The sequence below is a fragment of the Streptosporangium nanhuense genome (genome assembly GCF_059358815.1).
In genome coordinates this window covers 49,545-70,818 of sequence record NZ_JCADBG010000001.1, presented here as the reverse complement: position 1 = coordinate 70,818, position 21,274 = coordinate 49,545, and the positions used below count along the sequence as shown (strand labels likewise).

Genomic DNA, 21,274 nt, shown 5'->3' with positions numbered 1-21,274 from the left:
GGGTGGCGATTGCCAGGTGATCGATCTCAGTGCCGCGAGTTGTCGATGTCGTGGGCGCGGTGCAGGCCCAGTCTCCGGTTCAGGCGCCCTGTCAGCCGGGTGACCGTGGTGCGGGGCAGTGCGCGAGGGGCCCACGTCATCGCCCTGGTGATCGTACGCCCCGGGTAGGAGTTGACGGCGCCCTTGGCGAAGGCGTCGAGGGTCCTGGCCGCGACGCCTTCCGGCGCGTCGGTGAAGGCCGGATTCATGGTGGCGGAGGAGTGGTCGAAGAACCCCGTGTCGGTGGCGCCGGGGTGGGCGCCCATGACACGGACTCCCGTACCGCGAAGTTCCTCGGCGAGCGCCTCGGTGAACGACAGCACGAACGCCTTCGTCGCCGCGTAGCTGGCCTGGTACGGCATCGACTGGAAGGCGGCCGTGGAGGCCACGTTGATGATCCCGCCGTGCCCCCGCTCGGCCATCCGGCCGCCGAGCACGTGGGTCAGGCTCATCAGGGCGGTGATGTTCAGCTCGACCGAGTCGACGTTGCGCTGAAGCGAGGTGCTCAGGAACGGGCCGACGGCACCCGCGCCCGCGTTGTTGACCAGGAGGTCGACGGTACGGCCCTGCCGGTCCAGTTCCGCGATCAGGGCCGTCACCCCGCCGGGGTCGGCGAGATCGGCCGTCACGGGGTTCACCTCGACCTGGTGCGCCTCGCGGATCTCGTCGGCGACTTGGCGCAGCGCGTCGCCGGAGCGGGCCACGAGCACGAGATGGGCCCCTCGACGTGCGAGTTCGTGCGCATAAGCCGCGCCGATTCCCTTTGACGCGCCGGTGACGAGTGCGGTGATACCGCGGTACCTGTACATACTGCCCCACCTCATTTACTTCGAGACTCGAACCAAAAGCAGGCTAACAGCTTCGAGACTCGAAGCAAACTGCTATCCTCCCGGCATGACGAACCAGGCACTGGAGCAGGTGGTGCGGGCCAGTCACGAGGTCTTCATGCTGACCGGTGACCGCATCGCCAAGGCGCTGGAGGAGCTTCGGCTCACACACGCGACCGCGCAGGCCCTGTGGGCGATCGATCCCGCAGAGCCCGCCCCGTCGATGACGGTGCTGGCGGGCCGGCTGTTCTGCAACGCACCCAACCTCAGCTTCGTCGTCACCCAGCTGGCCGATCGCGGGTACGTCGAGCGCGCCGTGGACCCCGCCGACCGGCGTTCCCGGGTCGTCGTGCTGACCGAGCAGGGCCGGCGGGTACGCGAGCGCGTCATCGGCGTGACGCTCACCGAAACCCCGTTCGCCGACTGCGACCCGCAGGACCTACGCCGCCTCGCCGAGATCTTCCAGCGGGTCCTGAGCCGCACCCGCGGATAAGACCAGAACAGAATTTCGCATGAGCGGGCTGAGCCTAGCGGGCGGAGCCCCCGGCCGCCCGCTCGATCCGGTCGAGGTGGTGCCGTCTCAGCGGTCAGTCGAGCAGCAGCGCCAGCCGGTCGATGACGACATCCTGCAGATCCGGCGGCCAGGGGAACAGCGGCGCCGCCACCCGAAGTTGCGCCAATCCGTGCAGTCCGACCCAGAGCGCCGTCGCGTCGGTGAAGGGATCCGCGCTGGTCGAGCGTCCTGCCGCGACACAGTCGGCGAGGGTGCGCCGGATGACCTCGAAGGCTCCCATGCCGAGCACGGCAAGCTCGTCCGCCAGGGCGGGAGCCCGTTCGAGGGCCTGGCCGGCATTCCACACCGCTCCGAACATCACCCGGTAGCGGTGGGGCCGATGTTCGGCGAAATGCAGGTAAGCCGCGCACGCCGCCCGCAGGCGAACGACCGGATCCGCGTCATCCGGCGCGGCGAGCTCCTGCTCCAGAGAGGCGAACGCCTGCTGGGCGACCGCCAGCAGGATCGTGTCCACGTCGGAAAAGTGCATATAGATCGACGGCGCGGAGATGCCGGCTTCCCGGGCCACCGCCCGCAGAGTCACGCTCTGCGGCATGCCGTCGTCCACAAGTTTCACGGCGGCGCTGACGATCTCGTCACGCAACTGAGCACCCTCGCCGCGCTTGTTGCGGGCCCGGGTCTTCGATGTAGCCACTCCCGTGACTTTACACCTGTTAGGCAATCGCGTATGTTTACGCATGTAAGTTTACGTCTGTTAGTAAGCGGATGGAGTTGCTGTGACTGCCACGACCATCGCCACCACTGCCCGCCTCCGCATCACCACCCCGACCCGCCGCGCCGACCTCATCGGCCGCGGCCTTCGCCTCCCTCGCGACCGGGGTCGCGGTCGTCGCATCGGCCTATGTGCTGTGCCGCGGCTGGCTGGCCTGGCATCCCGCGATCACCGCCAACGCCCGATGACAGGAGTATCCATGTCCGCCCTCCCCCTTCCCCAGACGCAGGAAAGCCGCAGGTCCCGTCGTGCCGCCCGGACCGTCATCATCTCGGCCTGGGCGGTGCCGGTCCTGGTTGTCGGCCAGTTCGCCATGCTGGCCATCGTCCCGGTCACCCTCGCGCTGGTCGCCACCTTGCGCCACGCCCGGCTGCGCGCACTGCGGCGGTGGACGGCGGCGCTCGCCACGGCCTACGGCCTCGCACTGATCCTCTGGGCGATCGGCCCCGACCGTGCACCCAGCCTTTCCAAGGACATGCACCCGATTTCCGCGGCACTGATCATCGCGGCGGCGCTCGCCACGGTCGTCGCCTTCCATGCCGACCGCCGGGGCTCACGCTGATCCGCGGGCCGGTCGATCCGGTCGCCACTCGATGACGACAGCGGAAACCGAAGCAGCCAACCCTTCACCGCAACCGGAGGTCTCCTGCCCTGCCGTCATACGCAGATGACGGCAGGGCAGGAGTAGGCCGGCCCCCTGACGAGCCGACAGATCTGGAACTAGACCACCAAGCTCCACAGGCGGATGGCCCTGGATCTGATCGACGAGGCGATCGGCCGGGGCCTTGTTCCGCGGGTGATTGTCGCCGACGCCGACTGCGACCAGATCGCCACGTTTCGTCATGCTCTGGCCGAGTGCGCCCTGGACTTCGTCGCGGCCCGCTCTGGCGAGTCAGCTCACTCTTACGATGCGGTACCCACCGCACCCGCGTGGAGCGGTAACAGGTGCAAGCCTGCCGCCCGCTACCACACTCAGGCGTCCTCACTGAAGGAGTTGACTGCTTTGCGCAGACTCATCGCAGCCAGAGCCGTCAGGCCGGAAAGAACGCAGTCCCTGAGAATGAGGTCACGCAGGACAGAGCCCCCAAGGTCATGTGAAGGACTTGTTTCCAAGTGTTGACTTAACCGTTTAAGGCCCGTTAACTCTGCGGAAGCAGGTAACAACACCCCCCGGAAGGAAGGAGCGGCGGATGAAACGCCCTCTGGCCCTCATCACCGCAATACTTCTATCGCTGCTCGGCACCGCACTGGTGACGACACCCATGGCGATCGCAAGCGCCGCAAGTAGCAGTTATCCGACGTGCAGCAGCAGTTCCAGCGACCCTGACGGCGACGGCTGGGGCTGGGAGAACAACCAGTCCTGCAAAGTCGCCAGCGGCTCCGGCGGATCCGGCGGCTACCCCACGTGCAGCAGCAGTTCCAGCGACCCCGACGGCGACGGCTGGGGCTGGGAGAACAACCAGTCCTGCAAAGTCGCCAGCGGCTCCGGCGGATCCGGCGGCTACCCCACGTGCAGCAGCAGTTCCAGCGACCCCGACGGCGACGGCTGGGGCTGGGAGAACAATCAATCCTGCAAAGTCGCCAGCGGCTCCGGCGGATCCGGCGGCAGCCTGAGCTGCCCTTCCGGGATGTCGTGCGGTTCCTACAGCGTCAGCGGGCTCGGTAATCGAAAGCAGCAGGTCCTCAACGCCGGCGGCAATACGCTCGACCTGGCCGTCGCCATGCTGGAGACCGACAACATGTCGACCAACTACGCCTATGGCGACAACAAGTCCTACGACGCCGCCAACTTCGGCATATTCAAGCAGAACTGGCTGATGCTGCGTACAGCGTGCAGCAGGTTCAAGGGGCAGGGCAGCAGCAGCTGGAACAACGGCGCGGCGCTCAACAGCAACCTCAGCGCCGACATCTCCTGCCTGCACCAGAGCCAGAGTCACTACGGCATCAACACCTGGTTCGCCGGACACCGCAACGGGGAGACCGGGCTCAACAACCCCAACACCTCTGACATCAACGGCTACAAGGCGGCCATCTACTGGATCCGCGACCAGATCAGCAAGAGCTCGTCGAACCTCAGCAACGACACCCGCTTCTGGGTCCAGGTCCAGCCGATCTAACAGGACGCGATCTCGAGGCCGACACCGTTGAGGACGGTACCCCTGACCCATTCAGGGGTACCGTCCTCTCGCCGCAACGACCGGTCAGCCGCGTGACTCCACCAGAGCGTTGAGGTGGTCGGGGTGCGATGCCAGTTCCTTCGACACCCGCCGCGACCTCTCCGCCACCAATCGTCGGCTGCTCACGATGACCGGCCATCGCCCTGCTCCACTCTCAGCATCTCGATCGTTCGACTCAGGCAGGTGACCTGCCTCTCATGGGCGCAGTCACAGGCGCGATACCTGCCGTCGACCACGACCTACCGCGTGATCCCAACAGGCGCAGGCCTTAACCGACATGTTCGGCGACATCGGACGATAGCGTCTCCGACGCCTGTGAGCGAAACTTAACCAGTAAACTAATTAAGATCTTTTGTAGTTCGACATCTCGTTTCTCGCGCGCCATGGAACGGCTCTGATACGGCGCGGCTCATGGAGGTGCTTACTTAAGCTCTCTCTTCGGAAAGCGGCCTTCAACCGGTTATTCCGAGCACTTTCTGGGACGTTGAGGGATCCGAAGGCGAGGACCTCTCGGATGAGCCGCCGAAGTCGCCCACGTCTTTCTCGGTGGGTGTACGCCGGGGATGACAGTGCCTCACATCGTGAACTTACCCGGCTGGGATATTGCCCCTAACGCATACTCCCAGGGCCGACCCAGGTGAATGAAAGAAATTCAGACATTGTTGAGGCCCTCGGTCGTGCCTGATAGCCCGGACAGCAGGCCGACCTCCATGGCGGCGGCGGGGCCGACGGTTTCAGCGGTTCGGCTGGCGTGGCGCGCAATCACCGGCGGCATCGATGTGTCCGGCCGTGGATGCCATCAGTGGCATCCCTGCCGGAGTGGGCGGCGGCTCTAGCACTGGCCTGTTCGTCAATCTCTCCATGGCAGGCGTGGCCAGGCGAGCAGTACCAGCCCCAATGCGTCGTCGACCAGGCTTCGAGCCCGGCCGGCGGTCAGCGATGCCGATCGGGTGGGCGATCAGGGCCGGTGTTCGCCGATGACGGCACGACCAGGCCGGTCTCGTATGCCACCACCACGGCCTGGGCCCGGCTGTTGAGGCCGAGCTTGCTCATCGTCCGTTTGACATGAGTTTTGATCGTCGCTTCGCTGAGCACCAGGCGGTCGGCGATGTCAGCATTGCTCAGGCCGGTGCCGACCATGCGCAACACTTCCGTCTCGCGCGGGGTCAGATCGCCCAGCCTCCCGTAGGCGCTCGTAGCCCGGTGCAGTTTGGCGTACGCCTCGATGAGCCGGTGCGTGATTCGCGGCGCGATGAGGATGTCGCCGGCCGCGACGGTGTTCACGGCCGCGATGATCCGCTGTGGCGGCGTGTCCTTGAGCAGGAAGCCGGAGGCCCCGGCGCCGAGCGCGGTGTACACGTACTCATCGAGATCGAAGGTGGTGAGGACGACGACGCGAGGGTGGTGTTCGCCATCGTCGGCGAGGATGCGGCGGGTGGCCGCGATGCCGTCCATCACCGGCATCCGGATGTCCATCAGCACGAGGTCCGGCCTGGTCTCGGCGGCGAGGGCCACGGCCTCTGCGCCGTCGCCGGCCTCCCCGACAACCTCTATTCCGGGTGCGGCTCGAAGTAGGGCGACGAGGCCGGCCCGGATCAGGGCCTGGTCGTCGGCGACGAGAACGTGGACGGTCATCGCGCCGCGTCGAGCGGCAGGCGCAGGGTCACGGTGAAGCCGCCCTCCTTCGCGGGTCCGGCGCTGAACATGCCACCGTAGAGTTCCGCGCGCTCACGCATGCCTCGGATGCCGTGTGACGCCGGCGATGCGTGGACGCGGTTCCCTCCGTTCCCGTCGTCGCTGATCCGGACCATGAGAGTGTGCGGACCGTAGTCGACCTCGACCCGTGCGCAGGCCGGGCCGGCATGTTTGAGGATGTTGGTCAACGACTCCTGCACGACCCGGTAGGCGCACAGATCCAGCCCTGGTGGAAGCGGGAGCCGGCGGCCGGTCACCGACAGATCGACCTCGACTCCGGCGTTACGCGTACGGTTCACCAGTTCCTCCAGTTGGGCGAGCCCCGGTTGTGGACGGTACCCGGAACCTGAGACGGATTCGGTGTCGGCCGCCACGTCCAGCTCGTCGCCGGGTTCGATCCGCAGCACGTCGAGCAGGCGACGCATGTCCAGCAGCGCCTCTCGGCTGGCCTCGCCTGCGGTGACGATCGCCGTTCGCGCCGTGCCCGGGTCGCTGTCCAGCACGTACTCCGCCAGTCCCGACTGCAATGAGACGACCGACATGTGGTGCGAGACGATGTCGTGCAATTCCCGGGCGATGCTCACACGTTCGTCGGCGGCCGCGCGCGCCGCCTGCGCCGCCAGCCGCTCGGCCCGCAGCGCCCAGTTCTTCGTGCTGTCGCCCAGTGCCCAGACGCCCGCCATGATGAGGCCCACCTGGACGACCTGCGACCAGGCGGCGGCACCGGCGGGCGCGTCACCGGTGAAGTAGGCGATCATCGTCGTGGCGATCGTCGCCAGGAACATCACGGCCGCGACGCCGGGTGGGCGCAGCATGGCGACAGTGAACATGCCGACCAGGATGCCGACGCCACCATTGGGGAAGTCGCCGTAACCGAGCAACGCGTATGCGGTGAGCGCGCCGACGATCACCGCCATGGTGAGCACAGGTGCCCGCTGCCGCATTGCGATGGGCACGACGGTGAGTACGGCGACGACACCCTCGGCCCACGGAATCCGGCCGCCGTGCTGTTCGTTGAGTGTCACCATGGTCAGCCCGGTGAACGCGACGGCCAACAGCACGTCCACCAGGATGGATCGCAGCATTGTCCGCACCGGTCCCACGATATCCGCCGATCACCGGCCCGTAACCGGCCGATCGGGGTACTCGTGGTTACCCCCGGAGGGGTAGCCGAAGTTGCCGTCGTCGGGTGACGACCCGCGCCGATGTGATCCGTAGGTTCAGCGGCGTGACAAAACGACGAATCAGGGCGACCACATGCACCGCCATCGTCCTGGCGGGCGGGATGGCGCTCGGGGTCGGCACCGCCGACGCCGGCGCAAGCCCCCGCCACGACCTCCGGTCCACCTTGCAGCACGACGCCGACAGACTGCTGAAGTACGGCGCGCCGGGCGTGCTGGTCGGCCTCGACCGGGCACGCGGCGACATCACGGTGCGCAGCGGGCTCGGCGACACGGCCAAGCGGACACCCGTGCCGTGGGACGCGAAGTTCCGCGTCGGCAGCTTCACGAAGACGTACGTCTCGGCGACCGTGCTGCAACTGGTCGGCGAACGCCGGCTGTCGCTCGACGACACCGTGCACCGGTGGCTTCCCGGACTGCTGACCGGTAACGGCAACGACGGCCGCACCGTCACCGTGCGGCAACTGCTGCAACACACCAGCCCGGTGCCCGACTACACGGGCAAGCTACCAATGATCATGAGCCAGGAAGTGTTCGAGCGGGACCGGTACAAGACGCTGACGGAGAGGCAACTCGTCCGGCTGGCGATGACCCTCCCGCCGCGGGACCTGTCCAAGGGACAGTGGGAATACTCGAACACCAACTACATACTGCTCGGAATGATCATCTCCCGGGTCACCGGGAACACCTGGCAGGAAGAGGTGCGCGACCGCATCATCCGGCCGCTGCGCCTGCGCGGCACCTCCATACCGAAGACCAGCCCGGCCATCCCCCAGCCGCACGCCGTCGGGTACGAACGCTTCCCGGGAGAAGGCGCCTCACAGGAGGATCCCAAGTACGGCGAGTTCCTCGACGTGACCAGGTTCAATCCATCCCTCGCCGGCGCGGCCGGCGCGATGATCAGCACCACGGACGACGCGAACCGGTTCCTGCGGGCACTGCTGAGCGGCCGGGTGCTGAAGCCGGCCCAGCTGGCCGAGATGAAGAAGACCATACCCACCAGCAAGGCCTTCCAGGGATTCCTTCCAGGCGCCCGCTACGGGCTGGGCATCATGCTCATCCCGAACTCCTGCGGCGGTCACTGGTCCCACGGTGGCGACATCTTCGGCTTCATGACCCGCAACGGCGTCAACCACGACGGTTCCCGCAGCGTGGTTGTGTCGATCAACACCGACTCGCTGAAACCCGATCCGGGCATCCCGTATCCGAGGAAGGACGTCACCCTGGATCTGGTCGACCACGCCCTGTGCGGCGGCCGGTAGCCGGACGGGAGGGCACCGCGACTCTCCTTTGACCACCGGGCGGCAGTCCAGCCCACGAGTCCGGCTTCCGGTGCTGGACGAGGAATCCGAGCGGCACCTCGTCCGGGAGTTCGCCCATCACGCAGGCCGAGGAGCGCAGAACGCCCGCGCGGACGAAACCGTTCCGCTCGACGGAGCGCGGCGCCGCGGCGTCGTCCGACAGCGCTTCAGTCTGCAGCCGCTGCAGACCGCGTACGACGAGACCGTAGTTGCACAGCACCGCAACCACGTCAGTGCCGTACTCCTTGCCGCGGGCCGACGACGGCATTCCCAGCCCGACGCGCGCGGACCGGTTGTGGCTGGTTCAACGGGCGGCCCGTCGTCTTCGATCCGGAGCGCTACCGGCGGTGCGACACCGTCGAACGCTGTTTCCAAAAGATTAAGACCTGGCGTGGTCTGGCTACCCGCTATGACCAAGCCCCGGAAAGCCACAAGGCCGGACTCCGCCCCTGAGGCTCGATCATATGGCCGAAGCTCCCCACCTCAACCACATGATCCGAACTCTGAACAGCTCTCTGGCTGTACTCCCATTCGGGTGTACGCGGGAATGACTGGGGGTCCGTGCCTGGTGTGCTCATCACTGTCAGTCGAGTTCCCCAGAGGAGAAGGTGAAATGGCAGTCAACAGCCGGCCGGATGTCGAGCGATATCCGAGCCAGACCGGGCTTCGAGGCCTCATCCGTCGTAGTCCGCTGATCAGTTTCTTCGTGCTGGCCAACCTGATGAGCTGGATCGCCTGGGTTCCCTACATCCTTTCGGCGACCGGCCTGGGGGTCTGGGATTTCACGTTCTCCTCGCAGCTCCTCGGGGTTCTCCCCGGGGCCTATCTCGGCCCCATCCTCGCCGCGTTCATCGTGACCGCGGTCGCGGACGGCAGGGAAGGCGTCCGTCAATGGGCCAGGCGAATGACGAAGTGGCGGGTCAGCTGGATCTGGTACCTCGGGACCCTACTCGGTGTTCCCGCCACCATCATCGTCTCCGGTCTCGCGCTGTCCGGCGGGGACATCCATCTGCCACCCGTCGTCGTACTGGTGGCCTACCTACCGAGCCTACTGATCCAGATGGTCACCACCGGTCTGGCGGAAGAGCCCGGCTGGCGTGACTTCGCCCTGCCTCGCATGCAGCGCAGGTTCGGTCCACTGGGCGGCACCTTCATCCTCGGCCCGCTGTGGGGCCTGTGGCACCTGCCGCTCTTCCTGAGCGAGTGGGGCGGCTGGCCGGCTGTCACGTGGATGAGGGTCGGTGAGTTCATCGCCTTCTGCTGCGTCTTCAGCGTGGTCGTCACCTGGGTGTTCAACAGGACCGGCCAGAGCCTGCCGCTCGTCATGCTGCTGCACGTCGGCGTCAACAACTTCATGTCGCTCGCCTACTCGGACATGTTCCCCTCGATCGCCGACGCCGAGCAGGCGTCCCGGGTCACCCTGCTCGCGGGCACCGTGGCGGCGATCGTGGTGATCGTCGCGACCCGCGGCCGCCTTGGCTACCGTCCGGAGGAGGAACCCGCCTCGGAGATCACACATCAGAACTGAACGACATGTCGCAGTGCGTCAGTTTCCGCACGGACAAGCGCCGACTGAACAGGTAGCCCTCGCCTATCGAGCGGCGCATGCCGCGCGGGAACGCCTGCTGCTCGTCGGTCTCGACCTTCTCGGCGACCGCGGGCAGACCCAGACTCTCGCACAGACCGAGGATCGCCCGGGTCAGGGTGTGCCGGCCTCAAGGCGGTGCTCAGTCAGACTTGACGGCATGGATCGGATACCCAAGCTCGCGGAACCTGTCCACGTCGCGACGCACGGTGCACTCGCTGATATCGCAGCAAGGGTGTCTCGCGTGTCCGGCTGCGCGGGCGAATCGTTTCTAGCGGCTCATCGCGGTGAGCCGGGTGCGATTCCGGCCATGTTCGCCTTCAGCATCGCCTGCTGGGTTCGCGTTCACGAGGTTGATGTGCTGCATCGTCGGTTTCCTCACGTGGCAGGGGAAGGCGATGCTCCGCGTCACGGCGGCGGGGCGAACGCTGACGGTGCCCGTTGGCGCGCAGGCGACGGCGGCCGGAGCGGTGGAGCCGGAGCGAGCGGCGAGGATTCCGCCGGTCAACCCGGTGACGCCCAGTGCACCCAGCACGCCCAGCGCGGTCAAGGCGCCACGGCGTGAAACGCCCGTTCGCGGGGAGGCGGTCGCTTCGGCCGGTGTTCCGGCGCCGGCCTCAGGGGAAGGTCCGGCCGGGGCGGAGCCTGGTCGGTCGTGGTCGGGCATGAGTGTCCTCCGGGATCGGTCTGGAATATGGCGGTGAAGTCCTTGTGCCGGGAACTGGGTCGGCCCGCGGGCCGGTTCGTTCAGCGTGATCATCCGCGTTCCGGGAATGATCGCTGTCTCCTCCGGGCGGGGCGGCCGGGTCTCGACGGCCGCGCCGCGGGTGGGGACGCTTTTGCTCGACCGGCCTTGGTCAGAGCTTGGCGCGCGTGCCGCGGCGCCATACGGCCTGGATGTTCAGGGTGTCGGAGATGGTGGTGGTGGGGTCGCCCTGAACCAGGAGCAGGTCGGCGCGCAGGCCCTCGGCGATGCGTCCGCGGTCGCGGAGGTCGAATCGCCGGGCGGGCACGGAGGTGGCGGCGGACAGCGTCTCGACGGGACTCAATCCGGCCTTCACAAGCATCTGCAGTTCGTGATGGACGCTCGCACCGTGAGCGAGCCCGCCAAGGTACGGCACCGCCACGGAGGCGTCGGTGCCGACGAGGATGTCCACTCCGGCGTCCCGCAGGGCTTTGACCGAGGCCAGGACGTCAGAGAGTTTGCCTTTGGGGTAGCGGTTGAAGCTGCTGTTCAAAGTGGCGAGCCATTCCTTGCTCAGCCTGGAGCGCACCCGGGGATCGGCCGAGAATTCCTTGCCGGTGATACCGATCATGGAGGCGTCCAGGACCACGCAGGGTACGACGAACGCGCCGGACTTCGCGATCAGGTCGATGATCTCGGGAGTGTGGGGCTTGTCCATGAACAGGTGCACGAGACCGTCGATGCCGGCCTCGATCGCCATCCGAGTGGCGTCGACGGTCAGGGTGTGCGCGACGGTCAGCTTGCCGAGACGGTGGGCTTCGGCGACCCCGGCGTTGAGGGTCGCCTGATCGAGCATCGGCAGCCCCGGTTCCCCCAGGACCGTCCCATCGTCGATCATGAATTTGATGTAGTCGGAGCCGCCCGCGATGAGTTTCGGGACGAAGGCGACCGCCTCCTCAGGCGTGGTGCAGAACGGCATGACGAGGTCCGCCATATCCCCCTGGTCGTCCCCGCCACCAGGGGGGCCGCCACCGGGGGGGCCGTCGCCGGGGCCCTCACCCTCGGGGAAGAGCTCCTCGGGATGGCCGCCGGGAGGCGTGATGCCGAACCCCGCCGAACGGACGTCCGCCACGGCGTCGTTGTCGGTGATGTCCGCTCGATGACCGGCGGTCGATCCTCCCTGCATCTCCAGCTCCGTCGTGACCCCGAACGTCAGAGCCAGCGCCAGAGACTCGATGGAGGTGTGCACATGCGCGTCGAACAAACCCGGCAGTAGCGTCATGCCGCGCGCGTCGACGGTCTCGGAACACTCCGGAAGCGGCCGCGACGGACCGGCGCCGTGATCGCGTGAGGCGTCGACAGCCAGGATCGTCGTCCCGTCGATGACCACGGTCCCCGTGCCCAGCACGCGTTCACCGTCGAAGATCCGCGCATTCGTGATGGCGGTAGCCATGAGGTCCCCCTAAGGCGAGCCGCACGGGCGAGTCCCGCGTGGCCATATGCATGATGTACTGCACATGTATGACCTACAGCATAGATACTCGAGCTGAGAACACGCTGAGAACGGGGGCGAAACCGACGATCACGATGCGTCGTCCCTGCTCAGGGCACTGGTCGCATCGGCGTACTTGAGCAGCAGGCGGGCGAACTCCAGCCTTTCCCCGGTCGGCCAGTCCTTGGTGATGTGCTCGAACGCCTGCCGGTGCTGGCTGCGATAGCGATCGCGCAGGACGACACCCTCCTCGGTGAGGCGCAAGACGGTCCGCCGGCCGTCGTGCTGGGAAGCCGCCCGCTCCAGGTAGCCATTGGAGATCATGTCCGAGACGATCCGGCTGGCGACCGACGCGTCGAAGCCGAGCTGCTCGGCGATACCGCCGACCGTCATCTCACCAGCCGCCTCGTCGATGACGTTGATGATCAGGTTTCGGGACAGATCCTTGCGGTCGAACTGTTGTTCCCTGGTCTTCACCAGATGCGTACGCCGTCGAAGTCGTGCGAACGCCGCACCGACCGAGTCAAGCAGTTCGTCGTCAGCCGACCGAGATCCATCTACCACGGTCTCAGCCTAGTCCCGATGTACGGAGCGTTTCGGTGAGGTTCGCCTGCTGAGCGCCACTTGGGCAGGCTTACGGGGAGTGCGAGAACATCTCTGGCTGCATATCTGTCATCGAGTGTGACACGGGCGGAGTGAGTGGGATCGATACCGCCGCGTGGTGCGTCAGGCCGTGGGTGTCGACAAATCGCCGGCAGGACAGCCGAGACGTCAGCCAGCCGGTGGGGCAGACCCGCCGCAGCGTCACCATGAACATCATCTGTCAGTCGGTGCCCGGCTCGGCCCAGAAGACCGTTCCCGAGCCGCGCACCTCGACGGGCCCATGGGCGCCGGGGACGAAGGCGGACTCGCCGGGGCGCAGGGTGTGCCCGCCGGTCGCGATCTCCCCCTCGGTGCACAGCAGGATGCGCGGCACCCCGCCCTGGAGGGTGAGGCCGGGACCGAGGACGGCCGTACCGAGGCGGAACTCGGGTGCCGGGGTCCGGTAGAGGTTGCCGGACGGCTCGATCCGCAGGGCCGGGACCGAGGGGTCGGTGACCCGCAGCAGCTCCTCCACGTCCATCGGCTTGCCGGTCAGCCCGGCGCGCAGCACGTTGTCGGAGCCGCCCATGATCTCCACGCCGAACCCGCTCAGGTAGCAGTGCAGCACCCCGGCGCCCAGGAAGAGCGCCTCGCCGGGCCGCAGCTCGTGGCGCCGCAGGAACAGCGGCGCCAGGCAGGCGGGGTCCTCGGGATGGATCTCCGCCAGGCGGACGACCAGCTCGTTGTCGGGGCCGCCGGCGGCTGCCGCGGCCCGCGCGATCGCGTCCAGCAGCTCGGCCCTGCCCTCCTTGGGCCACTCCACCAGCGCGCGCAGCGCGGCGGAGGGGTCACCGGCCGCCAGCGGGGCGACGATCGGCTCCAGCGCCGGCAGGCCCAGCCCGTCGATGAGCGCGGCGGCCTCCTCGGCCGGCCGGAATCCGGCCAGCCCGGTGAAGGGGGTCAGCGCGCAGATCAGCTCCGGCTTGGGGAACGGATCGACGTAGGTGCCCCGGACGAAGCCCTCCTCGGCCTGCTCGCGCGAGGGGTGCACCTGCAGCGAGAGCGGCAGGTCCACCGCGATCAGCTTCAGCAGGTACGGCAGCCGCGAGCCGAACCGCTCGACGGTCTCCGGGCCCAGCTCGGCCACCGGGTCGGCGGCCACCGTTTCGGCCAGGGAGTGCCAGGTCCCGCCCCGCAGCACCGACGAGGACCCCGACGGGTGGGTGCCGAACCACATCTCCGCCTCGGGCCGCTCGGCCGGGGACGGCCGCCCGGTCAGCGTGGCGAGGGCCGTGCGCGAGCCCCAGTCGTAGTTCTTCACGGGGTTGCGCAGACGGCCGATCGTGCCGACCGTCGCGCGGGCGGCGGGGATACGGGAGTCGTTCATGATCGTCTTAAGTCCCTGGGTCCGTGAGGGGAGGCCGAATGAGTGGCGCAGAACGCCGATGCCAAGCACCCCAGGTGTGCCTGCCGAGCGCGGCTTGGGCAGGCCCACGGGAGGTGCGAGAACATCTCTGGTGGCACATCCGCCACCGAATGTGATGTGGACGGAGTGGGTACGAGACGCCGCCGGTGCGGGCGCACTTTCGGAGGTCGAGACGTCTCGTCGATGGTGCGGTTCTGGTCCCCCAAAAGCCGGTGCCGTCGTCACCGGTCGTTTGAGGCCTCGTGCGGACGTCGGCTTCAGGCGTCCCCACGAGGGGTTGTCATTCAGCGCGTACGTTGTCGATGTAGAACGTGCCCGAACCGGCCCAGAGGTAGATGCCGCGGATATCGGCCAGATCCTGGGCGGAGCACGACAACCCGGAAAGCAGGTCGGCCTCCACCGTGCCGGCGGTGTCCGGATTCTGGTAACCCCACGTCGACTGGCACCAGGTGAAGTCCGGCCCGGTCTGGAAGGCGACGCTGGTCGAGGTACCGGTCGTCGTGCTGCGCAGGTCGAACTTCACACTGCCCTTGGCCGACAGGTCCAGCGGTTCGGGCAGCGTGACGCCGAACCAGCCACCGCCGGTGGCGTCGATGCGCAGGCTGCCCGTGCCGTCGGTCGCGTGCTGGTCTGACGCCGCGACCGTTCCGGCGTCGGTCTGCCAGTTCGCGGACGCCCACCCCTGGACACCGTCCTCGAACGAGGCGATGACCACGGCGGCGCCGGGGTCGGGTTTCACGACGATCGACACGGTGGCCGTGTTGGAAAGGCGCAGCAGCGTGTCACGGACCGTGTAGTTCGCGTCGGCCTTTCCACTGAAACCGGCGGCCGGGGTGAAAGTGATCTTTCCTGGTGCCGCCGAGAAGGTGCCCGATGGGGTGACTCGCGAACTCTGCCGCCCCGGCCGGCCCGGATCGAGATCGATGCTGTCGTCGCGGATCTTGGCCAGGTAGGCGATGTCGTTCGCCGTGACGCCGACGGTGACCGGCGTGTCGAAGGTGGTGACGCCGGTGTCGTTGTCCGCCACCGGCGGGAAGATCGGCGGCTTGCCCCGCATCGTGGCACCGGCGTTGGTGATGGTCTGGCACACCGGGCTGGGGCAGTAGACGGTGAAACCGTCGTAGTCCGGGTACAGAGTGCCGTCATCCTGCGTTCCGGCGATCATCCAGTAGTTGAAGCCGTCGCCACCGCCGAGGATGAAGGCATCCAGCCAGGCGCGGTACGCCGGATTGCGGGTGGCTTTGTCGAGGAGGCCGAACTCGCCGAGGACGACGGGTTTGCCCAGCCTGCGCGCATCCGTTGTGTGCCGCGTGATCCACTTGGTGCCCCAGGCCGCGTCCTTGGTCCAGTGGTCGGGGTACAGGTGAAGCGACATGAAGTCGATACTGGGAAGCGAGGCGAAGGCGAGGGTGTCCACGCCTTCGGAGCAGTCGTCCGTGAAGTCGGTTCCCGAGGCGCTGCAGTAGAAGCCCTCGTCGCCGACGCTCACCAGGTGGCGCCGATCGATCGACTTCACGTGCTTGGACATCTGCGCCACCCATGTGTTGAGCGTGGTGGTGGAGCAGGCGGGGGACGTGGGGTAGTTGCCCGAACCTTTGCAGCGCGGCTCGTTGGCGAGTTCCCAGGCCATGACGGTGGGATCGTCCTTGTACTTGATCCCGGTGATGGTGTTGACGCGGTTCAGCAGGTGGCTGATCCAGTCGGCGTACCACTTCTTGATGGTGGGATTGGTGTAGAAGTCGTCGTGGTAGGTGCCCTTGGCCCAGCGAACGTACTGGTCGATGCCGCCGAACGCGCTCCAGTTGTTGACGAAGGGGATGATCAGCTTGATTCCCGACTGGCGCGCTTTCCACAGGACGTAGTCCAGGTGCTCCAGGCCGTCGGCGCCATCGTTGTAGGCGGGCTTGGCGCCGTCCCAGTATTGGAAGTAGACGCCGTCCTCCTTGTGGTGGATCGAGTCGCTTCCATCCTGGTTGCCGACGTCGAGCGAACCCCAGGTGCGGATCACCGAGAGCTTGGCCGCCTTCGCCCTGGCGAAGACGTCGTCGACTTCCGCCGGTGAGCGGTACATCAGGTAGTAGTTGTTGGTGCCCGCATAGCGGAAAGGTTCACCCTTGAGCGTGAACTGCGATCCGTGGCGAGCGACGAAGTCCGACGGGGATGCGGCGGCCGGGGTGGGCGCCGTCACCGTCAAGCCGGAAGCGACGACCATCGCGGCGACGAGCCACCGGGTCCATCTCATAAGGGTGCTCCTTGGGGGGTTGGGGGGTGGGTGACCGGGGCTGGGCTGGAGGGGGCCAGGACCAGGGCCGCGGCTCCCAGGAGGCCTGCGTCGCGCCCCAAGGTGGTGGGACCGATGCGCAGCCGGCGGGTGTAGGGAAGGCAGGAGCGATCCGTGACCGCCTGGCCGAGAGGGCCGAACAGAACCGATCCGGCGGCGGCGACGCCACCGCCGATGACGACGCGGTCAAGGTCCATGAGAACCGCCGAGGTGAGGAGCGCGGTCGCGAGCGCGTCTGCCGCCCGGTGGAAGGCGGCCTCCGCGATGGGATGCTCGTTCGCCGCGGCCAGGGCAAGGGCATGCGCGTCATGCCCGTCCCAGCCCCGGCGCCGCGCCCACGCCGTCATGCTCGGGCCGCTCGCGATCGTCTCGACGCAGCCGAACGAACCGCAAGGACATTGATTGCCGTCTGGATCGACGACGATGTGACCGATGTGACCGGCGTTTCCGGTGGACCCGAGGTAGGGGACGCCGTTCAACACCCAGCCACCGCCGATGCCGGTCGACACCACGACGCCGAGCAGGGTCTCCGAGCGTCGGCCCAGGCCGGCTCCGCGCCACCACTCTCCCAAGGCCATGCACTGGGCGTCTCCGGCCAGGCGCACCGGCCGATCGGGCAGTACGGCGGTCACGGCGTCGACCACGGGGTGATCACGCCATCCGGGGATGTTGACCGGGCTGACCGTTCCGCTGTCGATGTCGATGGGGCCCGCGCTCCCGATGCCGATGCCGTGCAGTTCGCTCGCCGGGACATGGGCGAGGACCGCGTCGATGACCGCGCGGAGGGCGCGGTCAGGCGATCCGGCCACCGCCAGCGGCACTTCGTAGCGCACGAGGATCCTGCCGGCCGGGTCCACCGCGGCCGCGGCGAACTTCGTGCCACCGATGTCGATGGCCAGCACGCTCATCGAAGGCCCTCGTTCAGGACGCGCAGCACGGGCGAGCGGACCAGTGCCGCGACGTCCAGGTCTCGGTCGGTGGTGACGGTGATCTGCGCGACCTCACCGGGGAGCAGGGTCAGCAGCATGTCGTCCACCGTCGCGTGCGGGTCGAGGCGGTCGGGGAAGATCGCCAGGTCGCGGAGGATGGTGTGGGCGCTCACGGAAATTCTGTAGCCGTCGGCGACCCGGTCCACGCGGGTGTCGTACCGCGCGGCCGGCCAGTCGATCCCGATGTCCTCGGCGAAGAAGCCGAAGGCACGGTGTTCCCTGACGGAGGCGGTGATCAGTTCTGTCGCCGGATCGTCCGGTACGGAGACCGTTTCGGGAAGGGGGATGCGCTGAACACTTCTGGCGTCCGCGGAAAGCGTCAGGATCTCCTTGGCGAGGAGGTCGCCGTCCAGCCTGGAGCGGATCGCGGTGATCTCGCCCTGCCATGGATCGGGGCTGTCGTTGATCACTGTCACGACACCGTCGCGAACGGTCAGCAGGCGGTCGGCGTATATCCGCCGCAGGGCGTGCCACAGGGGCTTGCGGTGCCCCGCGCTGTCGATGACCGCCCACGACGTCACCGGCCAGCAGTCGTTGAGCTGCCACAGGATCGTGCCCATGCAGTCGGGCATCTGCGCTCGGAAGTGTTCGATGCCGTAGGTGATGGCGCGCGCCTGGTTGAGCTGCGTCAGATAGTGCCAGTCGTCGAACGTCCGAGGTTCGGGCAGGTGCGGGCGCAGGCCTCGCAGCAGCTTGGCGTTGCCGTCCTCGGCCTTCTGGTGGTGAAGGACGAGTGACGCGTCCGCGCTGAGTTCGCCGCTGATCGCCTGGCGCATGACGGCGTAGGAGGGCGGCCCCTGAAAGCCGAACTCGGCGACGAAGCGCGGCCGGAACGTGCCGTAGTGAAGGTAGTCCTCGCGGTTCCACACGTCCCAGATGTGGATGGTGCCCCTGGCCGGGTCGTTGGGCGGCAGGTCCGGTGCTCCCGAGTACGGCGACCCCGGCCAGTACGGACGTGACGGATCGAGTTCGGCGACGAGACCCGGGAGCAGGTCGAAGTAGAAGCCGCCGCCCCAGGACCGGCCGGCCAGGGCGTCCTGCCATCCCCAGTCGGCGTGGCCCTCGATGTTCTCGTTGTTGCCGCACCAGAGCACGAGGCTGGGGTGCGGGCTCAGGCGGACGATGTTCTGCCGGGCCTCGGCCTCCACCTCGCTCCTGATGGGCTCCTCCTCCGGGTACGCGGCGCAGGCGAACGGGAAGTCCTGCCAGACCATCAGGCCCAGTTCGTCGGCCAGGTCGTAGAAGTCCTCGCTCTCGTAGAGGCCTCCCCCCCACACGCGCAGCAGGTTGACGTTCGCGTCGATCGCCTGCCCGAACCGATCGGCCAGGAGCTCGCGGGTCACCCGCGTGGGAAAACAGTCGGCCGGAATCCAGTTGACGCCCCGGACGAAGACCGGCGCCTGATTCACCGCGATGGTGAAGGCGTCGCCGTCCAGTTCGACGGACCGGAAGCCGACCATGCGGGTCCAGACCTGGTCGCCCAGCCGCACCTCCAGCGTGTAGCGGGCCTGGGGGCCGTGCCCGCGAGGCCACCACAGGGCGGGTGAGGGCATGTCGAGCGACAGCACTCCCTCCTGCTCGCCGGCGGCCAGGACGATGTGAGCGGACACGCCGTCGACTTCGGCGGTGACGGTCGTCGGCTCGTCGACGCGACCGTCGATCGTGACGTGTACCTCGACCCGCCCGTCCACGCCGCCCAGGGCCGGCCGCGTGGTGATCAACGGCCGCACCTGCGCGAGGCGCGCCCCCGTCCAGCTCTCCAGGGCGATGGGCTTCCAGATTCCCGCGGTGACCAGTGTCGGGCCCCAGTCCCACCCGAAGTTGCTCGCCATCTTGCGGATGAACTGATACGGCTCCTTGTACGCTCCCGGCCGGTCGCCCAGCGCCTCCCTGAGACGCTCGGCGTACTCGTAGGCGGAATCGAAGATCACGGTGAGGCGGTTGTCCCCCTCTTCGAGGAGGTGACGCACCGGGAACCGGTACGAGCGGTGCTGGTTGGCGGTTCGCGCGACCTCCACCCCGTTGAGGAGCAGCGTGGCCACCGTGTCGAGACCCTCGCAGACAAGGTCGGTGTTGGCGTGCTCGTCAGCCGACCACTGGAAGATCGTCTCGTAGGCCCAGGTGGTGCGACCGATCCAGGCGAGCCTGACCTCGTTGTCGTCCAGGTAGGGGTCGGGGATGAGGCCGGCGGCCAAGAGATCGGTATGAACGCACCCGGGCACGACCGCCGGCACGTCGGCGATGGCGACCTCGTCCGACACCGCTGTGAGCGTCCAGCCAGTGTTCAGCAGATGGGTGGTGGTCACGAAGACTCCTCAAAGATTAGGTCGCGCCGTCCGGGGCACCGAGATTCGCCCCCGGGGCAGGGTGGACTGAACCGGTACCGCCGTTGGCGGTCATGCGTGTCGCGCACGACAGGGGATGCCGTGGACGGAATCCGTCCCGGCCGAACTGGCCATATGAGTGCGTTCACGTGCTCTCGCCCAGGCACGTAGGGGGACTTCCGCGAAGAGTGTCCGCTCTCGCCCGATCCCTTTCACACTCCAGCGCTTAACCGAGTAAGCATCTTGAAAGTACGGCTTGAATCATGGTGGTGTCAATGAGCTGTTCCCCACCATGTCAGGTGGTCGTCCAGGTGTCGCGAGACGGCTCAGGGAGTCTCGTCCAGATGGCCTGTACTGTCTCGGACCACCAGCCGCGGTACCGGCACCTCGACGTGCGCGGGCCGTTCGCCCGCTATGGCGCGCAGAAGGAGTTGCACCGCGCGTCCTCCATCGAGAACGGCATCCCGGCTCAGCGCGGTGATGGCCGGCCGGACGAGCCCGCAGAGAACCGAGTCGTCCCAGGCGAGGATCGACAGGTCGGCCGGAACCCGCAGGCCGAGTTCCTTGGCCACGCCGAGCCCGGCGACCGCCATGATGTCGTTGTCGTACACGATGGCCGTGGGCCGCGGGCGCGTGATGAGCAGGCGGCGGGTGGGGTGGGCCCCCTCACGGGCCGTCCGCGCGGCCATGACGATCGATGCCGTGATTCCGTTGCGGTCGCACGCGGTGGAGAAGGCCTCGATGGCGTAGAAGGGGTCCGAGCGCGTCTCAGGACCGCCGATCCGGGCGATGTGCCGATGCCCGAGCGCCGCGAGATGCGAGATCACCGCCTCGCTCGCTCGCACAGGGTCGGTCCACACGTGAGGGGGCCCTTCGTGGTGTTCGGGTTGCCCGAGCACCACGGCCGGCATCTCCATCTCGGTGAGCGCGTCCGGCCGCGGGTCGCCGATCTGCGGATCGCACACGATCACACCGTCCACGCGCCCCTCGGCGCGCCACAGGCGGTAGACCTCCATCTCCTGTGCGCCTTCGTCGACGAACTGGAGCACCAGTCCGAAGCCGTGAGTGGCGAGCTCGCCCTGGATTCCACTGATCAGGCGTCGTCGAACCGCTTCGATGACGCCCCTGGCTCCGCGCCGTCGCAGCGTCATGCCGATCGCGTGCGTACCGGCTCCGCGCAGGGCTCTGGCCGGGACGCTGGACCGGAAATCGACCTCGGTGGCGATGCGCAGGATGCGCTCCCTGACCTCCTCGGACACGCCCGGCCGGCCGTTGAGCGCGTAGGACACCGTCGCACGGGAGACGCCGGCGCGACGAGCGATGTCGCTCATCGTCACCTGGTCCCCCATCGGCCCTCCAGCGGACATCGATCCCGGCTCGGAATCACCATGCTAGACCGGATGA

Annotated in this window: 18 protein-coding genes; 6 read left to right on the top strand and 12 right to left on the bottom strand. The window is 67.6% G+C overall.

The window, feature by feature from the left end:
- Positions 1 to 26 precede the first annotated feature (26 nt).
- Positions 27 to 848 carry an SDR family NAD(P)-dependent oxidoreductase gene (locus AC5L38_RS00270; protein WP_495240676.1) on the bottom strand — a complete coding sequence of 274 codons (822 nt, stop codon included), beginning with the start codon at positions 846 to 848 and terminating at the stop codon, positions 27 to 29.
- Positions 849 to 933: 85 nt separating this feature from the next.
- On the opposite strand from AC5L38_RS00270, the gene AC5L38_RS00265 reads away from it, so the two are divergent.
- The gene (locus AC5L38_RS00265; protein WP_495240675.1) at positions 934 to 1,359 is read left to right on the top strand and encodes a MarR family winged helix-turn-helix transcriptional regulator; all 426 of its coding nucleotides are present in this window, start codon (positions 934 to 936) and stop codon (positions 1,357 to 1,359) included.
- 94 nt (positions 1,360 to 1,453) lie between these two features.
- Here AC5L38_RS00265 and AC5L38_RS00260 read toward each other — a convergent pair whose 3' ends face one another.
- Positions 1,454 to 2,074, bottom strand: coding sequence for a TetR/AcrR family transcriptional regulator (locus AC5L38_RS00260; protein ID WP_389918206.1), 621 nt, complete (start codon positions 2,072 to 2,074; stop codon positions 1,454 to 1,456).
- Positions 2,075 to 2,351: 277 nt separating this feature from the next.
- Here AC5L38_RS00260 and AC5L38_RS00255 point away from each other — a divergent pair, with 277 nt between their 5' ends.
- From AC5L38_RS00255 to AC5L38_RS00245, 3 genes are all read left to right on the top strand, one after another.
- Entirely contained in the window at positions 2,352 to 2,714 is a 363-nt protein-coding gene (locus AC5L38_RS00255; RefSeq protein WP_495240674.1) for a hypothetical protein, read from the top strand.
- Between the two features lie 183 nt (positions 2,715 to 2,897).
- Positions 2,898 to 3,272 (top strand): transposase, encoded by a 375-nt coding sequence (locus tag AC5L38_RS00250; RefSeq protein ID WP_495240673.1) that lies wholly within the window; start codon positions 2,898 to 2,900, stop codon positions 3,270 to 3,272.
- A gap of 70 nt (positions 3,273 to 3,342) precedes the next feature.
- Positions 3,343 to 4,269: a carbohydrate-binding domain-containing protein gene (locus AC5L38_RS00245; protein ID WP_495240672.1), complete on the top strand. Its 927-nt coding sequence runs from the start codon at positions 3,343 to 3,345 to the stop codon at positions 4,267 to 4,269.
- Positions 4,270 to 5,262: 993 nt separating this feature from the next.
- On the opposite strand, the gene AC5L38_RS00240 is transcribed toward AC5L38_RS00245, so the two are convergent.
- Complete coding sequence (locus AC5L38_RS00240) at positions 5,263 to 5,964, bottom strand: response regulator (RefSeq protein WP_389918213.1); 702 nt, start codon at positions 5,962 to 5,964, stop codon at positions 5,263 to 5,265.
- The gene (locus tag AC5L38_RS00235) at positions 5,961 to 7,109 is read right to left on the bottom strand and encodes a sensor histidine kinase (RefSeq protein WP_495241524.1); all 1,149 of its coding nucleotides are present in this window, start codon (positions 7,107 to 7,109) and stop codon (positions 5,961 to 5,963) included. The genes AC5L38_RS00240 and AC5L38_RS00235 overlap by 4 nt, the downstream gene beginning before the upstream one ends.
- A 143-nt stretch (positions 7,110 to 7,252) precedes the next feature.
- On the opposite strand from AC5L38_RS00235, the gene AC5L38_RS00230 reads away from it, so the two are divergent.
- Positions 7,253 to 8,467 carry a serine hydrolase domain-containing protein gene (locus tag AC5L38_RS00230; RefSeq protein ID WP_389918214.1) on the top strand — a complete coding sequence of 405 codons (1,215 nt, stop codon included), beginning with the start codon at positions 7,253 to 7,255 and terminating at the stop codon, positions 8,465 to 8,467.
- A gap of 652 nt (positions 8,468 to 9,119) precedes the next feature.
- Complete coding sequence (locus tag AC5L38_RS00225) at positions 9,120 to 10,034, top strand: CPBP family intramembrane glutamic endopeptidase (protein ID WP_495240671.1); 915 nt, start codon at positions 9,120 to 9,122, stop codon at positions 10,032 to 10,034.
- Between the two features lie 328 nt (positions 10,035 to 10,362).
- Here the strand turns inward: AC5L38_RS00225 and AC5L38_RS00220 are convergent, their stop codons facing one another.
- The 8 genes from AC5L38_RS00220 to AC5L38_RS00185 form a co-directional block, all read right to left on the bottom strand.
- Complete coding sequence (locus AC5L38_RS00220; protein ID WP_389918218.1) at positions 10,363 to 10,641, bottom strand: hypothetical protein; 279 nt, start codon at positions 10,639 to 10,641, stop codon at positions 10,363 to 10,365.
- A gap of 307 nt (positions 10,642 to 10,948) precedes the next feature.
- Entirely contained in the window at positions 10,949 to 12,166 is a 1,218-nt protein-coding gene (locus AC5L38_RS00215; protein ID WP_495240670.1) for an amidohydrolase family protein, read from the bottom strand.
- Between the two features lie 192 nt (positions 12,167 to 12,358).
- Positions 12,359 to 12,745 carry a MarR family winged helix-turn-helix transcriptional regulator gene (locus tag AC5L38_RS00210; RefSeq protein ID WP_495240669.1) on the bottom strand — a complete coding sequence of 129 codons (387 nt, stop codon included), beginning with the start codon at positions 12,743 to 12,745 and terminating at the stop codon, positions 12,359 to 12,361.
- 346 nt (positions 12,746 to 13,091) lie between these two features.
- Positions 13,092 to 14,237, bottom strand: coding sequence for a mannose-6-phosphate isomerase, class I (gene manA / locus AC5L38_RS00205; protein ID WP_495240668.1), 1,146 nt, complete (start codon positions 14,235 to 14,237; stop codon positions 13,092 to 13,094).
- Between the two features lie 319 nt (positions 14,238 to 14,556).
- Positions 14,557 to 16,518, bottom strand: a complete 1,962-nt coding sequence (locus AC5L38_RS00200) for a cellulase family glycosylhydrolase (protein ID WP_495240667.1) — start codon at positions 16,516 to 16,518, stop codon at positions 14,557 to 14,559.
- On the bottom strand, positions 16,515 to 17,465 hold the full coding sequence (locus AC5L38_RS00195) for an ROK family protein (RefSeq protein WP_495240666.1): 951 nt from the start codon (positions 17,463 to 17,465) through the stop codon (positions 16,515 to 16,517). The genes AC5L38_RS00200 and AC5L38_RS00195 overlap by 4 nt, the downstream gene beginning before the upstream one ends.
- Positions 17,462 to 19,852 carry a glycoside hydrolase family 2 protein gene (locus AC5L38_RS00190; protein WP_495240665.1) on the bottom strand — a complete coding sequence of 797 codons (2,391 nt, stop codon included), beginning with the start codon at positions 19,850 to 19,852 and terminating at the stop codon, positions 17,462 to 17,464. The genes AC5L38_RS00195 and AC5L38_RS00190 overlap by 4 nt, the downstream gene beginning before the upstream one ends.
- 344 nt (positions 19,853 to 20,196) lie before the next feature.
- Positions 20,197 to 21,219, bottom strand: coding sequence for a LacI family DNA-binding transcriptional regulator (locus AC5L38_RS00185; RefSeq protein WP_495240664.1), 1,023 nt, complete (start codon positions 21,217 to 21,219; stop codon positions 20,197 to 20,199).
- Between the last annotated feature and the right edge of the window lie 55 nt (positions 21,220 to 21,274).